The organism is Streptomyces vulcanius, assembly GCF_042653945.1.
Taxonomy (GTDB): Bacteria; Actinomycetota; Actinomycetes; order Streptomycetales; family Streptomycetaceae; genus Streptomyces; species Streptomyces mangrovi.
In genome coordinates this window covers 29,888-45,483 of record NZ_JBHSFK010000005.1, presented here as the reverse complement: position 1 = coordinate 45,483, position 15,596 = coordinate 29,888, and the positions used below count along the sequence as shown (strand labels likewise).

The window sequence follows — 15,596 nt, the reverse complement described above, 5'->3', positions numbered from 1 at the left end:
GGACACGAAGTGCCCATGACTCTCAAGGAACTCCAAAGCGCGAACCGGAGCCGATTGTCAGTGGGCCCGCCGATACTGGGGGCATGTCGACGGCTCCCGGCACCGTGCTGGTCGTGGAGGACGAACCGAGCATCGCGGACGTCCTCACCATCGCGCTGCGCTACCACCGCTTCGAGGTCATGACCGCGGGCTCGGTCCGCGAGGCCCTCGGCCTGGCCGGCCGCACCCGCCCTGACGTGGCCCTGCTCGACGTCATGCTCCCGGACGGCGACGGCCGGGCGCTGGGGCGTGAGCTGCGCGAGCGGCGGCCCGACCTGGCGCTGGTGTTCCTCACCGCGCGGGACGCGCCGGCCGAGATCGTCGGCGCGCTCGGCTTCGGCGACGACTACATCACCAAACCGTTCGACATCGACGTCGTGGTCGCCCGGATCACGGCCGTGCTGCGGCGCACCCGCCCGGCGGACGTCCTCCCGCAGCGCCCGCCCCTGCGCTACGGCGATCTGGAGCTGGACGAGACGACGTACAGCGTGCGCCGCGCGGGCCGCTCGGTCGAGCTGACCCCCACCGAGTACGCGCTGCTGCGCTTCCTGGTGCGCAACGGCGGCCGGATCGTGCCCAAGGAGCAACTCCTGCGCCATGTCTGGCAGTACGAGCACACCCCGCCGGAGTCCACGGTCGTGGAGACCTACATCAGCTATCTGCGGCGCAAGCTGGACACCCTGGGACCGCCGGTGATCACCACCCGGCGGGGCGTGGGATACGGGCTGGCATGAGGCAACCGGTGGCGCTGCGGTGCAAACGCGGGATGCGCTCCCTGCGGGTGCAGCTGACCCTGGCGAACGTGGCGCTGCTCGCGGTCGGCGTGGTGGCGGCGACCGCCGTCAGCCTGATGGGGATGCGGCACTACCTGCTGGACCAGATCGACTCCGAACTGGTCAAGACCCGTGACTCGCTGGCCGGTACGCAGCTCACCCTGCGGGAGATCGACTCCCTGTCCGTGCTGAGTTTCGTCAAGGACCGGCTGATCCCCGGGAAGTCCGGCGAACACTCCACGCCGGACACGGTGTTCGCCGCGATGGACGGGACGACGGGGGAGGCCGTGCCGCTCTTCGGCGTCGCGCCGACCCCGGCCCAGCGCGGCCTCGCGGACGCGGTCGACGACCCGCGCGCGCTCGTCGGCGACAGCGGCCCGCGCGACGTCACCCTGCACGGAGCGTCCTACCGTGCGACCGGGACCCGGCTCGTGGACGGCACCTACGTCCTGATGGCGACCTCCACCCAGGCCCTGCACCAGGGCATAGCCAAGGCCCTGAAGCTCGACCTCGCCGTCGGCACCCTCCTGCTGGCGCTGCTCGCCTGTCTGACCCTGTTCAGCGTGCGGCGGCGGATGCTGCCGCTGGAGGACATGGTGGAGACGTCGTCGGCGATAGCCGAGGGCGACCTGACCAGACGGGTGCCCTCCAGCCGGGAGGCCACCCAGGAGGTGGAGCAGCTGCGGCTCGCGCTGAACTCGATGCTGCACCAGGTGGAGACGGCGTACCGCACACGCGAGCGCAGCGCGGCCCAGCTGCGCCACTTCGTCGCCGACGCCTCGCACGAGCTGCGCACCCCGCTGTCGGCGATCCGCGGCTACCTCCAGCTGTACGACCAGGGCATGCTGACCGAGCCCGACGAGCGCCGGCGCGCCTGGGACCGGATGAACGGCGAGGTGGACCGCATGGGCCGGCTGGTCGACGAACTGCTCACCCTGGCCCGCCTGGACCAGCGCCCCGAACTGCGGCTGCGGAACGTGGACCTGAGCCGCCTGGTGCGGGACGCGGCGGAGGACCTGCGGGCGCAGCAGCCCGACCGCCCGGTGACCGTGGCGGCGGACGGCGCGCTGCTGATCCGGGCCGACGAGTCAGGGCTGCGCCAGGTGCTGGGCAACCTGGTGGCCAACGTGCGGACGCACACGCCCGCGGATGTCCCGGTGCGGCTCGCCGTGGAGCGCGCGGACGGCGTCGTACGGCTGACGGTCGAGGACAAGGGCCCGGGCCTTGAGGCGGAGGACTCGGCCCGCGTCTTCGACCGCTTCTTCCGCACGGGAGGCTTCGCGGGCAGCGGCTTGGGCCTGGCGATCGTGCAGGGGGTGGTCCGGGCACACGGAGGAGAGGTCGACGTGCGGACGGCCCCGGGCGAGGGCCTGGAGGTGACGGTGGTCCTCCCGGCACAACCGAAGGCCTGCGCCTAGGTCCGTCCGCGGGCTCAGATCCAGTCGAGTTTCCAGAGCCGGAACACGCCGTTGCCGTCCGCGAGGTACTGGCCGCCGCCGACGTCCGAGGTGGTCACGACGTACTCCTTGCGCTGCCACAGCGGGATCACCGGCACCTCCTGGGCGATGACCTGCTGGATGTCCTTGAAGTCGTCGGAGACCCGGGTGCGGTCGGCGTACTGCTGGCTGTTGGCGATGTACTGGTCGACGGTCTTGTTGCTGTAGCCGGTGTTCATGGTGGAGCCGGTGCCGACGAGCGGGCCGGCGTAGGTGTCCGGGTCGGGGTAGTCGGCGACCCAGCCGACGGCGTACGCGTCGAGCTTGCCGCCCGCCCAGCGCTTCTGGAAGTCGGTCCACTCGTAACCCTTGACGTTCACCTTGAACAGACCGCTGGCCTCCAGCTGCCGCTTGAGCTCCTTCGCCTCGGCCTCGGCGGCGCCGCTGCCCAGGCCGTAGCCGTAGGTGAAGCTGACCGGGATGCTGACGCCGGCCTCCTCCAGGAGCTTGCGGGCCTTCTCGGAGTTCTGGTCCGGGTAGTCGTCGAAGAAGGACGTGGTGTGGCCGGTGAGACCGGCCGGGATGAGGGAGTACAGCGGCTCGACGGTGCCCTCGTACACACCGGCCGCCAGCTGCTCGCGGTCGATCAGCCAGGCCATCGCCTTGCGGACGTCGACACTGTGCAGCGGTGAGGAGTCACGGGTGTTGAAGTAGAGGTTGCGGGTCTCGGAGCTGTCGGCCTCGGTGACGCGCATGTCGGGGTCGCTGGCGTTGAGGGAGGCGAGGACGTTGGGCGGCAGCTGGCGGGTCGCCGCGTCGACCTGCTTGGCCTGCCACGCCTTCTCGAGGGCGTCCGGGTCGGCGTAGTAGCGCAGTTCGATGGGCGAGCCGGTGTCGACGGCGCCCTTGTAGCGCGAGTTGGGCTCGAGGTGGACCTGCTTGCCCTTCGTGTACGACGTCAGGGTGTACGGGCCGGTGCCGTCGACGGAGCTGCCGACGCGCAGGCCGTCGGCCGGGTACTTGGTGGGGTCGACGATCGAGCCGGCTCCGGTGGCCACCTTGAACGGGAAGGTGGCGTCCGCGGCGGATAGATGGAAGGTGACCTTCAGACCGTCGGCGTCCACGGACTTCAGGGTGGACAGCAGCGAGGCGGGCCCGACGTCGGCGTTGATCTTCTTGACCCGGTCGAAGGAGTACTTCACGTCCGTGGCGGTCACCTTGCGACCGCTGGGGAAGGTGAGGTCGTCCCGCAGTTCGCACTGGTAGGTGGTCAGGCCGCCCTTCTCGAAGGAGCAGCTCTTGGCCGCGTCCGGGACGGGCGAGACGCCGCCCGGCTCGTACGTCAGCAGCGACTGGAAGACGTTGCTGAACAACGCCCAGGAACCGGCGTCGTAGGCGCCGGCCGGGTCGAGTGAGGTGACGGTGTCCGTCGTGCCGACCGTGATGGTGGCCCCGCTGTCCCCGTCGGACGGCAGCAGCTGCCAGCCACCGACGCCGACGACCGCGAGAACCAGCACTGTCACGAGGATCCGCATGCGAACCGATCGCATGGTGATGCCCTGCCCTCCCCGGGCCACGAAAGGGCCCAGCAGTACACAGAAAGCGACACAGGATGCCACTCCCCTTGGTGGCGCGGATCACCTAACCACACGTGTTTCAACTGAGGAAAGGGGGTCCAGGGAGGTAAGACGCCAGATGAGAAAAGACTTACCGACCAGTTGTTACAACATGGTTTCCTGTGCGGTTCACATCCGCAGGGACGCCAGCTCGATCACCGTGATGTCGGAGGGGGCGCCCACGCGGGTGGGCGGGCCCCAGGCGCCGGCGCCCCGGGAGACGTACAGCTGGGTGTCGCCGTAGCGATCCAGACCCGCGAGGGTGGGGTTGGCCGCCCCCGCGATCAGGTTGCCGGGCCACAGCTGGCCGCCGTGGGTGTGGCCGGAGAGCTGGAGGTCGACGCCGTGGCGTACGGCGTCGTCGATCTGGACGGGCTGGTGGGCCATGAGCACGCACGCGCGCGTGGTGTCGCGGTCGTCGAGCGCCTTGCCGAAGTCGGGGCCCTGGCCCTCGCTCTCACCTGCGAGGTCGTTGACGCCGGCGAGGTCGAACCAGGGGAGTTCGGTGCGGGCGTTCTCCAGCGGGCGCAGGCCGAGCCGCCGTACCTCCTCGACCCACTGCTCGGCGCCGGAGAAGTACTCGTGGTTGCCGGTGACGTAGAAGCTGCCGTGCCGGGCCTTCAGCTGGGCGAGGGGCGCGGCGGCCGGGCCGAGGTCCTTCACACTGCCGTCGACGAGGTCGCCGACGACGGCGATCAGGTCGGGCTGGGTGGAGTTGATGGTGTCGACGACCTTCTGCGCGAAGCCCCGCCCGAGCACGGGCCCGAGGTGGATGTCGCTGACGACCGCGATCCGGTAACCGTGGGCTCTGCCCGGAAGCTTGGCCAGCGGGACAGTCACCCGCTTCACCTTCGGCCCCCGCAGCACCCCGTAGGTGCCATAACCGACGGTCCCCACGGCCACCGCGGCGGCGGTCCCGCCGACGACCCGTGAGACGAAGACCCGCCGCGAGGGGGCGGCCGGGGGTTCGGGCTCCGTGGTGGATTCCGGCCGTTCCGACGAGGGCGGTACGGCCGGTGCGCCCACCTGTACGGGGTGCGCGACCGGTTCCTCGGCCGCGGCACCGTTCCGCGCGCGTCGCTCCAGGAAGCGGCGCAGCAGGGGCCGTACGGCCTCGCCCACGAGAACGCCCAGGAGGAGGTAGATCGACAGGGCCAGCCACAGGAAGCCGGGCCAGGCCAGGGTGCGCTGGAGCCAGAAGGGGGCGCCGGCGCGCTCGGTGACCAGGGCGGCGACGGCGAGGATCCAGCCGCCCGCGATCAGTACGGCGCCCGCGCGGCGCGGCAGTCCGGGCCCGGCGGTGGTGTCGCGGAACAGGCGGCGCCACAGGTACCAGTTGGCCGTGACCAGGACGGCGAGCACCAGCGGGACGAGGAGGAACGCCATCGCTATGACGTCCCCCGCAGTGCGCGCAGTCCGCGCAACCCGATGGCCCCGACGGCCGTCCCCCATACGAAGGAGACGACGGCCAGCGTCAGGTGGACCCAGAAGAACGCGGTCGGATGGCCGTCGTCGAACGCCTGCCCGCTGCTGTCCTTGACCAGGTTTTTGACGAAAGTGACCCAGATGATCCAGCTCCACACCCCGAAGGCGAGCAGGAACCAGGAGAGCGGGCGGCTGAGCTTCATGACTTCAGTATCGCCGCCGGGTGTCCGGTTCGATGAACGGGGTGGGGAGGGGGGCGGGACTTCCCGTCGGCCGCCAGGTACGTTCTCCGTCGTGCCCGCACCCATGAAGCAGACCGTCAGGCGATCCCTGCTGGTCACCGCAGCCACGTCCGTGTCTCTCGCGCTGACCGCGCCGGTGTCCCTCGCGGCGCCGAAACCGTCCACGAGTCCGTCCGCGAGCCCGTCGGCCACTCCGCCGGCGAACATGTCCTCCGTCGGCGGTACCCGCCTGGGGCAGGCCGGGACTCAGGTGGCGCTCGCCGGGGGCGCGCCGGTGGTGCCGAAGGATCTGACCGCGCGGTCGTGGATCGTCGCGGACGCGGAGTCGGGCGAGGTGCTCGCCGCGCACAACGCGCACTGGCGGCTGCCCCCGGCGAGCACGATGAAGATGCTGTTCGCCGACACCGTGCTGCCGAAGTTCCCGAAGACCACCACGCACAAGGTGGCGGCGAAGGACCTGGCGGGCATGGGGTCGGGTTCCAGCCTCGTCGGGATAAAGGAGAACGAGACGTACACCGTCCACGATCTGTGGCTCGGTGTGTTCCTGCGCTCCGGCAACGACGCCGTGCACGTGCTGTCGGCGATGAACGGCGGTGTCGCGGAGACCGTGAAGGAGATGAACGAGCACGCCGAGGAGCTCCAGGCCCTCGACACGCACGCGGTCTCCCCCGACGGCTACGACGCCCCCGGCCAGGTGTCCTCCGCGTACGACCTGACGCTGTTCGCGCGCTCGGGGCTGCAGAAGAAGGACTTCCGGGAGTACTGCTCGACGGTGACGGCGAAGTTCCCCGGCGAGACGAAGAAGAACAAGAAGGGCAAGAAGGTCCGCGGCACCTTCGAGATCCAGAACACCAACCGGCTGCTGAGCGGGGACTACGACATCTCGCAGTACCCGGGCATCGCGGGCGTCAAGAACGGCAACACCACCAACGCGGGCGCGACGTTCACCGGAGTCGCCGAGCGGGGCGGCCGGGTGCTGCTGGTCACGGTGATGAACCCGGCGAAGAGCGACCACAACGAGGTCTACAAGGAGACGGCGAAGCTGTTCGACTGGGGCTTCGCGGCGGCCGGCAAGGTGACCCCGGTGGGCGAGCTGGTCCCGCCGAAGTCCGCCGAGCGGTCCGCGAGCCCCTCGGCGGCCCCGGCGTCGGGTCAGGCGGGCGGCGCCGAGGACGCCTCCGGACGGCCGGTGGCGAGCGCGGTGACCGACGAGGGCTCGCGCGGCATGTGGACCGCGCTGGGCGTCACGGGCGGGGTGGTGGTGCTGCTGGCCGTGGGCGTGTTCCTGGTCAACCGTCGCTGGCCGCTGCCGGACCTGGTACGACGTCGTCGGTGACGTCCTCGTCGAACTCGCTGTCGGAAGCGCTGCCCGTCGCCGTCCACGAGGCGCTGTAAAGGACCAGTTTCGCGGTGAAGTTGATCCACAGCAGCAGGGCGATGGGCACCCCGAACGCGCCGTACATGTTCTTCGCGGCCACGCCCTGCATATAGCCGCTCAGCAGCAGCTTCAGCAGTTCGAAGCCGATCGCGCCGATCAGCGCGGCGACGACCAGCCGGCGGCGGGCCGGTTCGACGCCGGGCAGCAGGGTGAGGACGTACAGCAGGAGCAGGAAGTCGGCGAGCACGGCGATCGCGAAGGCGGCGGCGCGCAGCAGGAAGCCGCCCAAGCCCGCCTTGTCGATGCCGAGTTCGTCGGTGATCCGGTCGATCAGGGCGGAGGCGACGGTGGAGATGGCGATCGTGGTCAGCACGGCGCCGCCGAAGCCGACCAGGATGCCGGTGTCCTTGGCCTTGGCCAGCACCGGGTTGTCGTCCTTGTCGGGCAGTTCCCACACCGCGCGCAGGCATTCCCGCATCTGGCCGACCCAGCCGATGCCGGTGAACAGCAGGACGGCGCCGGCGATGAGCCCGACGGTGCCGGCGTTCTGGACCAGGCCGTGGATGTCCAACTGGTCGGAGATACCGGGGACCTGGTCGGCGATCTTGTCCTGGAGCTTGTTCTGCTGGGAGTCGCTGAGGGTGGCGGCGGCGATCGCTGCGGCCAGCGTGAGCAGCGGGAACAGCGCGACGAAACTGACGAACGTCATCGCCGCCGCGAGCCGCGTCCACTTGACCCGGTCCAGGCGTTCGTACGACCGCCACGCGTGCGTGGCCATGAGCCGCGCGACCCACGGCCCGATTCCGGGAAGCTTTTTCAGCCAGTCCATGATCCGAACTCTGCCCCAGGTGTCCGCAACCGATGTGCGAGTACCCCGAAAACCAATCACCCATTTCGGGTAGCGGACGAATGTTGGTGAACCAGGAGAACCAAGGGGATTTATCCGGGCGATACGGTCGTCTTCATGCCCCGATCCTCTGAACGTCTCCCGCAGTCCCTGCTCGTCCTCGGCGGTACGTCCGAGATCGCGCTGGCCACCGTCCGTCGGCTGATCGCCCGCCGCACGCGCGTGGTGTGGCTGGCCGGCCGCCCCTCCCCCGCCCTGGAGACGGCCGCCGAGGAGCTGCGCGCCCTCGGCGCCGACGTCCGCACGGTCGCCTTCGACGCGCTCGACCCCGACTCCCACGAGACGGTCCTCGGCAAGGTCTTCACCGAGGGCGACATCGATCTCGTGCTGCTCGCCTTCGGTGTCCTCGGCGACCAGGCGCACGACGAGCGCGACCCGGCCGCCGCGGTGCGCGTCGCGCAGACCAACTACACGGGCGCGGTGTCGGCGGGCCTGGTGAGCGCCCGCGCGCTCCAGACCCAGGGCCACGGCTCGCTGGTCGTGCTCTCCTCGGTCGCCGGGGAGCGCGCCCGCCGCGCGGACTTCATCTACGGCTCCAGCAAGGCCGGCCTCGACACGTTCACACAGGGCCTGGGCGACGCGCTGCACGGCACCGGCGTGCACGTCATGGTCGTACGCCCCGGAGACATCGGCACGGCCGGACGTGGGGAGCCTTTGACGACCACTCCGGAGGCGGTCGCGACGGCGATCGAGCTTGGTCTGCGACGGCGCTCGGAGATCGTGTGGGTGCCGGGCCTGCTGCGGGTGGTGATGGCGGCGCTGCGGCACCTTCCCCGGGGGGTGTTCCGGAGACTGCCGCTCTAGGACTGCTCCAGGACCCGTCCTAGCGGGCGGGCAGCGAGCCGCGGTCTATGCGGGCCGCCTGCGAGGGGACCACCGGGCTGCCGAAGGCGTAGCCGCGCAGTTTGCGCCACACGCCGTCGGGGCCCTGCTCGGCGAGGGCGAAGCCGGTGCAGGACCACTCGGCCTCATAGCCGGCGAGTTCCTCGAAGGCGCGGTCCATCGCCTCGTCGTCGATGCCGTGCGCGACGGTGACATGTGGGTGGTACGGGAACTGCAGCTCCCGCGCGAGCGGCCCGGAGGCGTCGCGGACCCGCTGCTGGAGCCGGCCGCAGGCCTCGACGCCCTCGACGACCCTGACGTAGACGACCGGGGACAGCGGCCGGAAGGTGCCCGTGCCGGACAGCCGCATCGGGAAGGGTCTGCCGGCCGCGGCGACCTCGGTGAGATGCGCCTCGACGGCGGGCAGCGCGCTCGCCTCGACCTCGGTCGGCGGCAGCAGGGTGACATGGCTGGGGATGCCGTGAGCCGCGGCGTCGCCGAAGCCCGCGCGCCGCTCCTGGAGCAGGCTGCCGTGAGGCTCCGGGACCGCGATCGACACGCCGATCGTTACGGTCCCCACGTCTTCTCCTCTGTTGTCATGCCGGGTTCGTACTCAGTCGTGCGGCTATCGACTGTACGGGCACGGCTGTGCTCTGGGCAGGCGCAGGGGAAGTGATGTGCAGCGCTCTGCCCGGTGGAACAGGTGTGCGGTGCGCCCTCGGTGCTCCTGAGCGCTGTCAGTGCTTCGCGGGCAGGAAGCCGACCTGCTGGTACGCCTGCGACAGGGTCTCCGCGGCGACGGCGCGTGCCTTCTCGGCGCCCTTGGCCAGGATCGAGTCCAGCGTCTCCGGGTCGTCCAGGTACTGCTGGGTGCGGTCCCGGAACGGCGTGACGAAGTCGACGACGACCTCCGCGAGGTCCGTCTTGAGCGCGCCGTAGAGCTTGCCCTCGTAGGCCTGCTCCAGCTCGGGGACGCTCTTGCCGGTCAGCGTGGAGTAGATGCCGAGCAGGTTGCTGACGCCCGGCTTCTCCTGAGGGTCGTAGCGGACGACGGTGTCGGTGTCGGTGACCGCGCTTCTGACCTTCTTCGCGGTGGCCTTCGGGTCGTCGAGCAGGTTGATGAGGCCCTTCGGCGTGGACGCCGACTTGCTCATCTTGATCGACGGGTCCTGGAGGTCGTAGATCTTGCCCGTCTCCCTGAGGATGTGGGGCTTCGGGATCGTGAAGGTCTCGCCGAAACGGCCATTGAAGCGCTCGGCGAGGTCGCGGGTCAGCTCGATGTGCTGGCGCTGGTCCTCGCCGACCGGGACCTCGTCTGCCTGGTAGAGCAGGATGTCGGCGACCTGGAGGATCGGGTACGTGAACAGGCCGACGGACGCGCGGTCCGCGCCCTGCTTGGCGGACTTGTCCTTGAACTGCGTCATGCGGCTGGCTTCGCCGAAGCCGGTGAGGCAGTTCATGACCCAGGCGAGCTGGGCGTGCTCGGGGACGTGGCTCTGTACGAAGAGCGTGCAGCGCTCCGGGTCCAGGCCGGCCGCGAGGAGCTGGGCTGCGGCCAGCCGGGTGTTGGCCGTGAGCTCCTTCGGGTCCTGCGGGATCGTGATCGCGTGCAGGTCGACGACCATGTAGAACGCGTCGTGGGACTCCTGCAGGGCGACCCACTGGCGCACGGCGCCGAGGTAGTTGCCGAGGTGGAACGAGCCTGCGGTGGGCTGGATTCCGGAGAGCACGCGGGGTCGATCTGAGGCCATGCGTCTTATTGTCTCAGAGGTGTGGGGGTGGTTTCGGTGCGTGGGGAACCGGCGGATGGGTGGGGGCGTTCGCGCCCCGCGGCGGAGCCGCACATGGATGCGGCCCCGCGCCCCTGAAAGAAGGCTCAGCCGAGGTCGATTTCCGGGTACAGGGGGAAGCCCGCCACCAGGTCGGTCGCCCTGGTCGCGATCTCGTCGGCGATCTTCGCGTCCAGGACGTGGGCGGCCTTGCTCGGGGCGCCCGACTTCGTCGTGCCGGGCTCGGTGGTGGTCAGGACTCGGTCGATCAGGGACGCCACCTCGTCCATCTCCGCCGTGCCGAGGCCGCGGGTGGTCAGGGCGGGGGTGCCGATGCGGATGCCCGAGGTGTACCAGGCGCCGTTCGGGTCGGCGGGGATGGCGTTGCGGTTGGTGACGATGCCGGAGTCGAGGAGCGCGGCCTCGGCCTGGCGACCGGTGAGGCCGTAGGAGCCGGCGACGTCGATGAGGTTGAGGTGGTTGTCGGTGCCGCCGGTGACGAGGGTCGCGCCGCGGCTGGTCAGGCCCTCGGCCAGGGCGCGGGAGTTGTCGACGATGCGCTGGGCGTAGTCCTGGAAGGCGGGCTGCCGGGCCTCGGCCAGGGCGACGGCCTTTGCGGCCATGACGTGCGGGAGGGGACCGCCGAGGACCATCGGGCAGCCGCGGTCGACCTGGTCCTTGAGGGAGTCGTCGCACAGGACCATGCCGCCGCGCGGGCCGCGCAGGGACTTGTGGGTGGTCGTGGTGACGATCTGGGCGTGCGGGACCGGGTCGAAGTCGCCGGTCAGGACCTTGCCGGCGACCAGACCGGCGAAGTGCGCCATGTCGACCATGAGCGTCGCGCCGACCTCGTCGGCGATCTCGCGCATGATCCGGAAGTTCACCAGACGGGGGTACGCGGAGTAGCCGGCGACGATGATCAGCGGCTTGAAGTCGCGGGCGGAGGCGCGCAGGGCGTCGTAGTCGATGAGGCCGGTGGCGGGGTCGGTCCCGTACGACCGCTGGTCGAACATCTTTCCGGAGATGTTCGGGCGGAAGCCGTGGGTGAGGTGACCGCCGGCGTCCAGGGACATACCGAGCATGCGCTGGTTGCCGAAGGCCTGGCGCAGCTCGGCCCAGTCGGCCTCGGAGAGGTCGTTGACCTGGCGGACGCCGGTCTTCTCCAGGAACGGCGCCTCGACGCGGTCGGCGAGGACGGCCCAGAAGGCGACCAGGTTGGCGTCGATGCCGGAGTGCGGCTGGACGTAGGCGTGCCGGGCGCCGAAGAGCTCGCGCGCGTGCTCGGCGGCGAGGGACTCGACGGTGTCGACGTTGCGGCAGCCGGCGTAGAAGCGGCGGCCGACCGTGCCCTCGGCGTACTTGTCGCTGAACCAGTTGCCCATCGCGAGGAGGGTGGCCGGGGAGGCGTAGTTCTCGGAGGCGATCAGCTTGAGCATCTCGCGCTGGTCGGCGACCTCCTGCCCGATGGCGTCGGCGACCCGCGGCTCGACGGCGCGGATCACGTCGAGGGCGGCGCGGAAGGCGGTGGACTCGGTGGAGAGGGGCTGCTGCTCTGGCATGTCTTCGGCCTCCGGTGGCGTGGCGTACGAGCGGTCACGGTTCTCGGTCTGGCCCAGGCGCACGGCACTCTTGCTGCTCACGGGCCGCTCCCCGATGGTCCGTCCCATCCCAGCGCGCCAGTCACGACCCGCTCAGCAGCCTACCGGCTGCCGCGTCAGAGGATCACATGCGGTACGAAGCGGGCGTACTCGTCCGTGATCAGGCCCGAGGACTCGCGGATGCCGAGCCCCGCGGACTCGTCGCCCACCACCCATGCGCCGAGGACGACGTGGTTGCCGTCGAAGGCGGGGAGGGGGGCGAGCTGCTGGTAGCAGCAGGGTTCGTCGTCCCGTACGACGGGTTCCGCGCCCTTCTCGTGGATCGTGACGCCGGCGCCCTCGCGGCCGAGGAGGGGCTTGGCGACGTAACCCGTGGTGGTGGCGAGGTCACGGGGGCCGTCGAGGTGGGCGGGGAGGAGGTGGGGGTGGCCGGGGTACAGCTCCCAGAGGACGGCCAGGAGGGCCTTGTTGCTGAGCAGCATCTTCCAGGCGGGCTCGATCCACATCGTGCTGCCCGTGCCGCCGCCGTTGTCGAGGGTGCCGAGGACGTGGTCGGCGAAGCGGTCGGTGGTGAGCCACTCCCACGGGTAGAGCTTGAAGCAGCCGCGGATGAAGCGGAGCCGGTTGTCGACGAAGCGGCCGGACAGCGGGTCCCAGCCGATCTCCTCCATGGAGATCCAGTCGGTGTCGAGGCCGGCCTGCTCGGCGGTCTCCTTCAGATAGGCGACCGTCATCAGGTCCTCGCCGAGCTCGTCGGCGGAGGAGTGCGCGAAGTACAGCGGGCCGCCGGGCGGGAGGAGGGGGGCCTGTTTCCGCCAGGCGGCGACCAGGCGTTCGTGGAGGGAGTTCCACTGGTCGGCGCCGGGGAAACGGTCCTCCATCCAGAACCACTGCGGGGAGGCCGCCTCCACCAGGGAGGTGGGGGTGTCGGCGTTGTACTCCAGCAGTTTCGCCGGGCCCGTGCCGTCGTAACGCAGGTCGAAACGGCCGTAGAGGGAGGGGAGTTCGGCACGGCGGTGCCAGGCCTCGGTGACGGCGGCGGCGACGCGGGGGTCGGTGATGCCGAGGTCGGCGAGGCGGTCGGTGTCGACGATGTGCGCGGCCGCGGCGAGGCACATGCGGTGGAGTTCCTCGACGGTCTCCTCCAGGGCCTCGACCTCGTCGAGCGTGAAGGAGTAGTAGGCGCTCTCGTCCCAGTAGGGGCGCAGGGTGCCGTCGGGGTGGCGGGTGAGCGGGTAGATGAGGCCCTGTTCCTCGACGGTCCGCTGCCAGTCGGGGCGGGGGGTGAGGGTGTGGCGTCGCACCGCGGTCAGCTGCCGGAGCTGCCGTGGCCGTCGCCGCCGTCGCCCCCGAAGCCGCCGCGGTCCACCTTCGAGCCGCCGGAGCCGGAGCCGGAACTCTTGGCGGGCTTGGTGAAGGAGCCGCCCGCGACCCAGGAGCCCTTCTTGTTGCCGCCGTAGTACCAGGCGCCGGCCGACGAGGTCTTGGTGGACTTGCAGTTCTTGTCGGCGACGACCTTGTAGCCCTTGGCGAGCTGGTAGCTGTCGCGGTCGACGCAGCGCTTGTCGGGGTCGGAGGAGCAGGAGGTGAGGGCCACGGCGAGCAGCCCCATGCCGCCGAGTACGACCGTGCCCGAGCGAAGTTGCCTGCGTGCGTCCGCCATGCTGTCCGTCCCCCTGGTGGCTTGCTGTGGTGGCCTAGCGTTGGTTTTCGGCCATCAGCCTAGAGATGGGTGAGAAGGCACGTGCACCGGCCCCCCGTCCCGCCCGCTCCCCTACAGTCCGTCTGTGCTGTTCGGAATGGTGTGCGCGTTGGGTGCGGCGGTGTGCTTCGGTACGGCGACGGTGTTGCAGGCGATGGCCGCGCGGGCCGCGTCCGGCGGGGCTGGCGGGGACGCGGCGCTGTTGCTGCGGGCGCTGCGGCAGTGGCGGTATCTGGCGGGGCTCGGCCTGGACGGGCTGGGGTTCGTCGGACAGGTGCTCGCCCTGCGCTCGATCCCGATCTACGCCGTGTCGGCGGCCCTCGCCGCCAGCCTCGCGGTGACGGCGGTGGTCGCGGCGCGGCTGCTGCGGGTGCGGCTGAGCCGGCCGGAGTGGGGTGCGGTGGGGGTGGTGTGCGCGGGGCTGGCCCTGCTGGGGCTGGCTTCGGGGCCGGAGGGTGACCGGGCGGGCTCGGACGCGCTGCGGTACGCGGTGCTCGCGGCCGGGGTGGCGGTGCTGCTGCTCGGCCTCGCGGGCGGACGGCTGCCCGAGCGCGGGCGGCCCCTGCTGCTGGGCCTGGGCGCGGGCTTCGGGTTCGGGGTGGTGGAGGTGGCGGTACGGCTGATCGACGGCCTCTCCCCCGGCGCGCTCCTCACCAACCCGGCAACGTACGCGCTGCTGGTCGGCGGCGGGGCCGCCTTTCTGCTGCTGACGTCCGCCTTGCAGCGGGGGTCGGTGACGGCGGCGACGGCCGGGATGGTGATCGGCGAGACCATCGGCCCGGCGACGGTGGGCGTCGTCTGGCTCGGCGACCGCACCCGCGAGGGCCTGACCTGGCTGGCGGTGTGCGGCTTCGCCCTCGCGGTGGCGGGCGCGCTGACCCTGGCCCGCTTCGGCGAGGCCCCGGAGGAGGGCAGCAGCGCCGACGTGGCGGCACCGGACCAGCCCGTGCGACGCACCTGAAGCCCCGCGTCTCCCCCCTCCGGCCTACCCCCTGAGCGCCGCGCCGCTGCGCACACGGGGCGTACGCGTCGCCGTCATCTCCACCGCCTCAGCCCTCCGTCAGGACATCGCCTCTGTGATGCCGTCCCACAGGCGGGACCTTGCCTCCAGGGCGAGGAGGACCGTGTCCACCGCCTCCTGCCAGCGGGTTTCGTTGTTGGCGCAGAGGTCGGCGACCATCTGGAGGGCCATGGGGGTGTGTTCCTCGCCGTCGACCTCGATGTGGCGGGCGAGGTAGTCGCGGAAGAGGGGGAAGCTGTCGGTGCCCTCCTCCTTGATGACCTGGTCGAACATGTCGGGGATGAGGTCCTCGCGGGAGAAGGCGAAGACGGCGGCCCGGGAGTGCAGCGGGCTGTCGGCGATGATCTCGAAGGTCGTGGTGACGAACTCGGCTGCCGGGTCCGGGACTTGGGCGACCTTCAGGGCGGCCGGGAGGTCGTGGCCCTCGCTGATGAGTCCGATGAAGGCGTCGAGCCGGGTGGTGTCGGCGCCGGCCTCGGTCATGGCGGCGCGGTACAGCTCGAAGTGGCTGGTGAAGCCGCCGTTCAGCTCGTCGCTCTCCTCGACCAGGACGATGTCGTTGATGAGGCGCCGGGCGACCGTGGAGCCGCGCGGGACCCAGGGGACGTCCACGCATGTCAGCTCCCGCTGGAGCGACTTGAGCAGGGACATGAAGTCCCACACCGCGAACGCGTGGTGCGCCATGAACGTCGCCAGGTGTTCCCGCTCTGAAATGCGCTGGTAAATCGGGTGCGCGGTCACTTCTTTCCGTGCTGATTCCATCACGGAACGAGCCCGGGCGATTCCTTCGTGTCCCTCTTGGGTCAGATTCCATACGTACCTGGACATGAAGAACTCCTTCGCTCTCGAATTTCGATCGTGCAACGAA

The 15,596-nt window shown here is 70.6% G+C and carries 15 protein-coding genes and 1 riboswitch; of the genes, 5 read left to right on the top strand and 10 right to left on the bottom strand.

Annotated features, from left to right (window positions below):
* Positions 1 to 83: 83 nt before the first annotated feature.
* Together ACFPIH_RS09130 and ACFPIH_RS09125 are read left to right on the top strand one after the other, a co-directional pair.
* The gene (locus ACFPIH_RS09130) at positions 84 to 773 is read left to right on the top strand and encodes a response regulator transcription factor (RefSeq protein ID WP_381165680.1); all 690 of its coding nucleotides are present in this window, start codon (positions 84 to 86) and stop codon (positions 771 to 773) included.
* Positions 770 to 2,230 carry a sensor histidine kinase gene (locus ACFPIH_RS09125; RefSeq protein ID WP_381165682.1) on the top strand — a complete coding sequence of 487 codons (1,461 nt, stop codon included), beginning with the start codon at positions 770 to 772 and terminating at the stop codon, positions 2,228 to 2,230. Before ACFPIH_RS09130 ends, ACFPIH_RS09125 begins: the two co-directional genes overlap by 4 nt.
* Before the next feature lie 14 nt (positions 2,231 to 2,244).
* Here the strand turns inward: ACFPIH_RS09125 and ACFPIH_RS09120 are convergent, their stop codons facing one another.
* The 3 genes from ACFPIH_RS09120 to ACFPIH_RS09110 form a co-directional block, all read right to left on the bottom strand.
* Positions 2,245 to 3,798 carry an ABC transporter substrate-binding protein gene (locus tag ACFPIH_RS09120; protein WP_381165684.1) on the bottom strand — a complete coding sequence of 518 codons (1,554 nt, stop codon included), beginning with the start codon at positions 3,796 to 3,798 and terminating at the stop codon, positions 2,245 to 2,247.
* Between the two features lie 195 nt (positions 3,799 to 3,993).
* Positions 3,994 to 5,250 carry a metallophosphoesterase gene (locus tag ACFPIH_RS09115; protein ID WP_381165686.1) on the bottom strand — a complete coding sequence of 419 codons (1,257 nt, stop codon included), beginning with the start codon at positions 5,248 to 5,250 and terminating at the stop codon, positions 3,994 to 3,996.
* A gap of 2 nt (positions 5,251 to 5,252) precedes the next feature.
* Complete coding sequence (locus ACFPIH_RS09110; RefSeq protein WP_381165688.1) at positions 5,253 to 5,492, bottom strand: SCO4848 family membrane protein; 240 nt, start codon at positions 5,490 to 5,492, stop codon at positions 5,253 to 5,255.
* A 91-nt stretch (positions 5,493 to 5,583) separates the two neighbouring features.
* Here ACFPIH_RS09110 and ACFPIH_RS09105 point away from each other — a divergent pair, with 91 nt between their 5' ends.
* A complete protein-coding gene (locus ACFPIH_RS09105) occupies positions 5,584 to 6,867 on the top strand; it encodes a D-alanyl-D-alanine carboxypeptidase family protein (protein WP_381165690.1) in 1,284 nt (427 codons plus the stop codon).
* Here ACFPIH_RS09105 and ACFPIH_RS09100 read toward each other — a convergent pair.
* Positions 6,821 to 7,738 carry a YihY/virulence factor BrkB family protein gene (locus ACFPIH_RS09100; RefSeq protein ID WP_381165692.1) on the bottom strand — a complete coding sequence of 306 codons (918 nt, stop codon included), beginning with the start codon at positions 7,736 to 7,738 and terminating at the stop codon, positions 6,821 to 6,823. The genes ACFPIH_RS09105 and ACFPIH_RS09100 overlap by 47 nt on opposite strands.
* Positions 7,739 to 7,873: 135 nt before the next feature.
* Between ACFPIH_RS09100 and ACFPIH_RS09095 the strand changes: the two genes are divergently transcribed.
* Positions 7,874 to 8,620, top strand: coding sequence for a decaprenylphospho-beta-D-erythro-pentofuranosid-2-ulose 2-reductase (locus ACFPIH_RS09095; protein ID WP_381165694.1), 747 nt, complete (start codon positions 7,874 to 7,876; stop codon positions 8,618 to 8,620).
* Positions 8,621 to 8,639: 19 nt separating this feature from the next.
* On the opposite strand, the gene ACFPIH_RS09090 is transcribed toward ACFPIH_RS09095, so the two are convergent.
* The 5 genes from ACFPIH_RS09090 to ACFPIH_RS09070 all read right to left on the bottom strand — a co-directional run bounded on the left by ACFPIH_RS09090 (position 8,640) and on the right by ACFPIH_RS09070 (position 13,668).
* Positions 8,640 to 9,218, bottom strand: coding sequence for a 2'-5' RNA ligase family protein (locus ACFPIH_RS09090; protein ID WP_381165696.1), 579 nt, complete (start codon positions 9,216 to 9,218; stop codon positions 8,640 to 8,642).
* A 157-nt stretch (positions 9,219 to 9,375) separates the two neighbouring features.
* A complete protein-coding gene (gene trpS / locus ACFPIH_RS09085) occupies positions 9,376 to 10,389 on the bottom strand; it encodes a tryptophan--tRNA ligase (RefSeq protein ID WP_381165698.1) in 1,014 nt (337 codons plus the stop codon).
* Positions 10,390 to 10,514: 125 nt separating this feature from the next.
* Positions 10,515 to 11,966, bottom strand: coding sequence for a glycine hydroxymethyltransferase (locus ACFPIH_RS09080; protein WP_381165814.1), 1,452 nt, complete (start codon positions 11,964 to 11,966; stop codon positions 10,515 to 10,517).
* A 44-nt stretch (positions 11,967 to 12,010) separates the two neighbouring features.
* Positions 12,011 to 12,101: riboswitch (ZMP/ZTP riboswitch) on the bottom strand.
* Between the two features lie 20 nt (positions 12,102 to 12,121).
* Positions 12,122 to 13,309, bottom strand: a complete 1,188-nt coding sequence (locus tag ACFPIH_RS09075; RefSeq protein WP_381165700.1) for a glutathionylspermidine synthase family protein — start codon at positions 13,307 to 13,309, stop codon at positions 12,122 to 12,124.
* Positions 13,310 to 13,314: 5 nt separating this feature from the next.
* On the bottom strand, positions 13,315 to 13,668 hold the full coding sequence (locus ACFPIH_RS09070; protein ID WP_381165702.1) for a hypothetical protein: 354 nt from the start codon (positions 13,666 to 13,668) through the stop codon (positions 13,315 to 13,317).
* A 136-nt stretch (positions 13,669 to 13,804) separates the two neighbouring features.
* Here ACFPIH_RS09070 and ACFPIH_RS09065 point away from each other — a divergent pair, with 136 nt between their 5' ends.
* Complete coding sequence (locus tag ACFPIH_RS09065) at positions 13,805 to 14,668, top strand: hypothetical protein (RefSeq protein ID WP_381165816.1); 864 nt, start codon at positions 13,805 to 13,807, stop codon at positions 14,666 to 14,668.
* A gap of 99 nt (positions 14,669 to 14,767) precedes the next feature.
* Here ACFPIH_RS09065 and ACFPIH_RS09060 read toward each other — a convergent pair whose 3' ends face one another.
* Positions 14,768 to 15,490, bottom strand: a complete 723-nt coding sequence (locus ACFPIH_RS09060) for a DUF3050 domain-containing protein (protein WP_385876535.1) — start codon at positions 15,488 to 15,490, stop codon at positions 14,768 to 14,770.
* Between the last annotated feature and the right edge of the window lie 106 nt (positions 15,491 to 15,596).

What these genes read in the sequence shown, in the direction of transcription:
- ACFPIH_RS09130 (WP_381165680.1), top strand. Translation starts at nt 84, where the DNA reads ATGTCGACGGCTCCCGGCACCGTGCTGGTCGTGGAGGACGAACCGAGC.
- ACFPIH_RS09125 (WP_381165682.1), top strand. Translation starts at nt 770, where the DNA reads ATGAGGCAACCGGTGGCGCTGCGGTGCAAACGCGGGATGCGCTCCCTG.
- ACFPIH_RS09120 (WP_381165684.1), bottom strand. Translation starts at nt 3,798, where the DNA reads ATGCGATCGGTTCGCATGCGGATCCTCGTGACAGTGCTGGTTCTCGCG.
- ACFPIH_RS09115 (WP_381165686.1), bottom strand. Translation starts at nt 5,250, where the DNA reads ATGGCGTTCCTCCTCGTCCCGCTGGTGCTCGCCGTCCTGGTCACGGCC.
- ACFPIH_RS09110 (WP_381165688.1), bottom strand. Translation starts at nt 5,492, where the DNA reads ATGAAGCTCAGCCGCCCGCTCTCCTGGTTCCTGCTCGCCTTCGGGGTG.
- ACFPIH_RS09100 (WP_381165692.1), bottom strand. Translation starts at nt 7,738, where the DNA reads ATGGACTGGCTGAAAAAGCTTCCCGGAATCGGGCCGTGGGTCGCGCGG.
- ACFPIH_RS09095 (WP_381165694.1), top strand. Translation starts at nt 7,874, where the DNA reads ATGCCCCGATCCTCTGAACGTCTCCCGCAGTCCCTGCTCGTCCTCGGC.
- trpS (WP_381165698.1), bottom strand. Translation starts at nt 10,389, where the DNA reads ATGGCCTCAGATCGACCCCGCGTGCTCTCCGGAATCCAGCCCACCGCA.
- ACFPIH_RS09080 (WP_381165814.1), bottom strand. Translation starts at nt 11,966, where the DNA reads ATGCCAGAGCAGCAGCCCCTCTCCACCGAGTCCACCGCCTTCCGCGCC.
- ACFPIH_RS09070 (WP_381165702.1), bottom strand. Translation starts at nt 13,668, where the DNA reads ATGGCGGACGCACGCAGGCAACTTCGCTCGGGCACGGTCGTACTCGGC.
- ACFPIH_RS09065 (WP_381165816.1), top strand. Translation starts at nt 13,805, where the DNA reads ATGGTGTGCGCGTTGGGTGCGGCGGTGTGCTTCGGTACGGCGACGGTG.
- ACFPIH_RS09060 (WP_385876535.1), bottom strand. Translation starts at nt 15,490, where the DNA reads ATGGAATCAGCACGGAAAGAAGTGACCGCGCACCCGATTTACCAGCGC.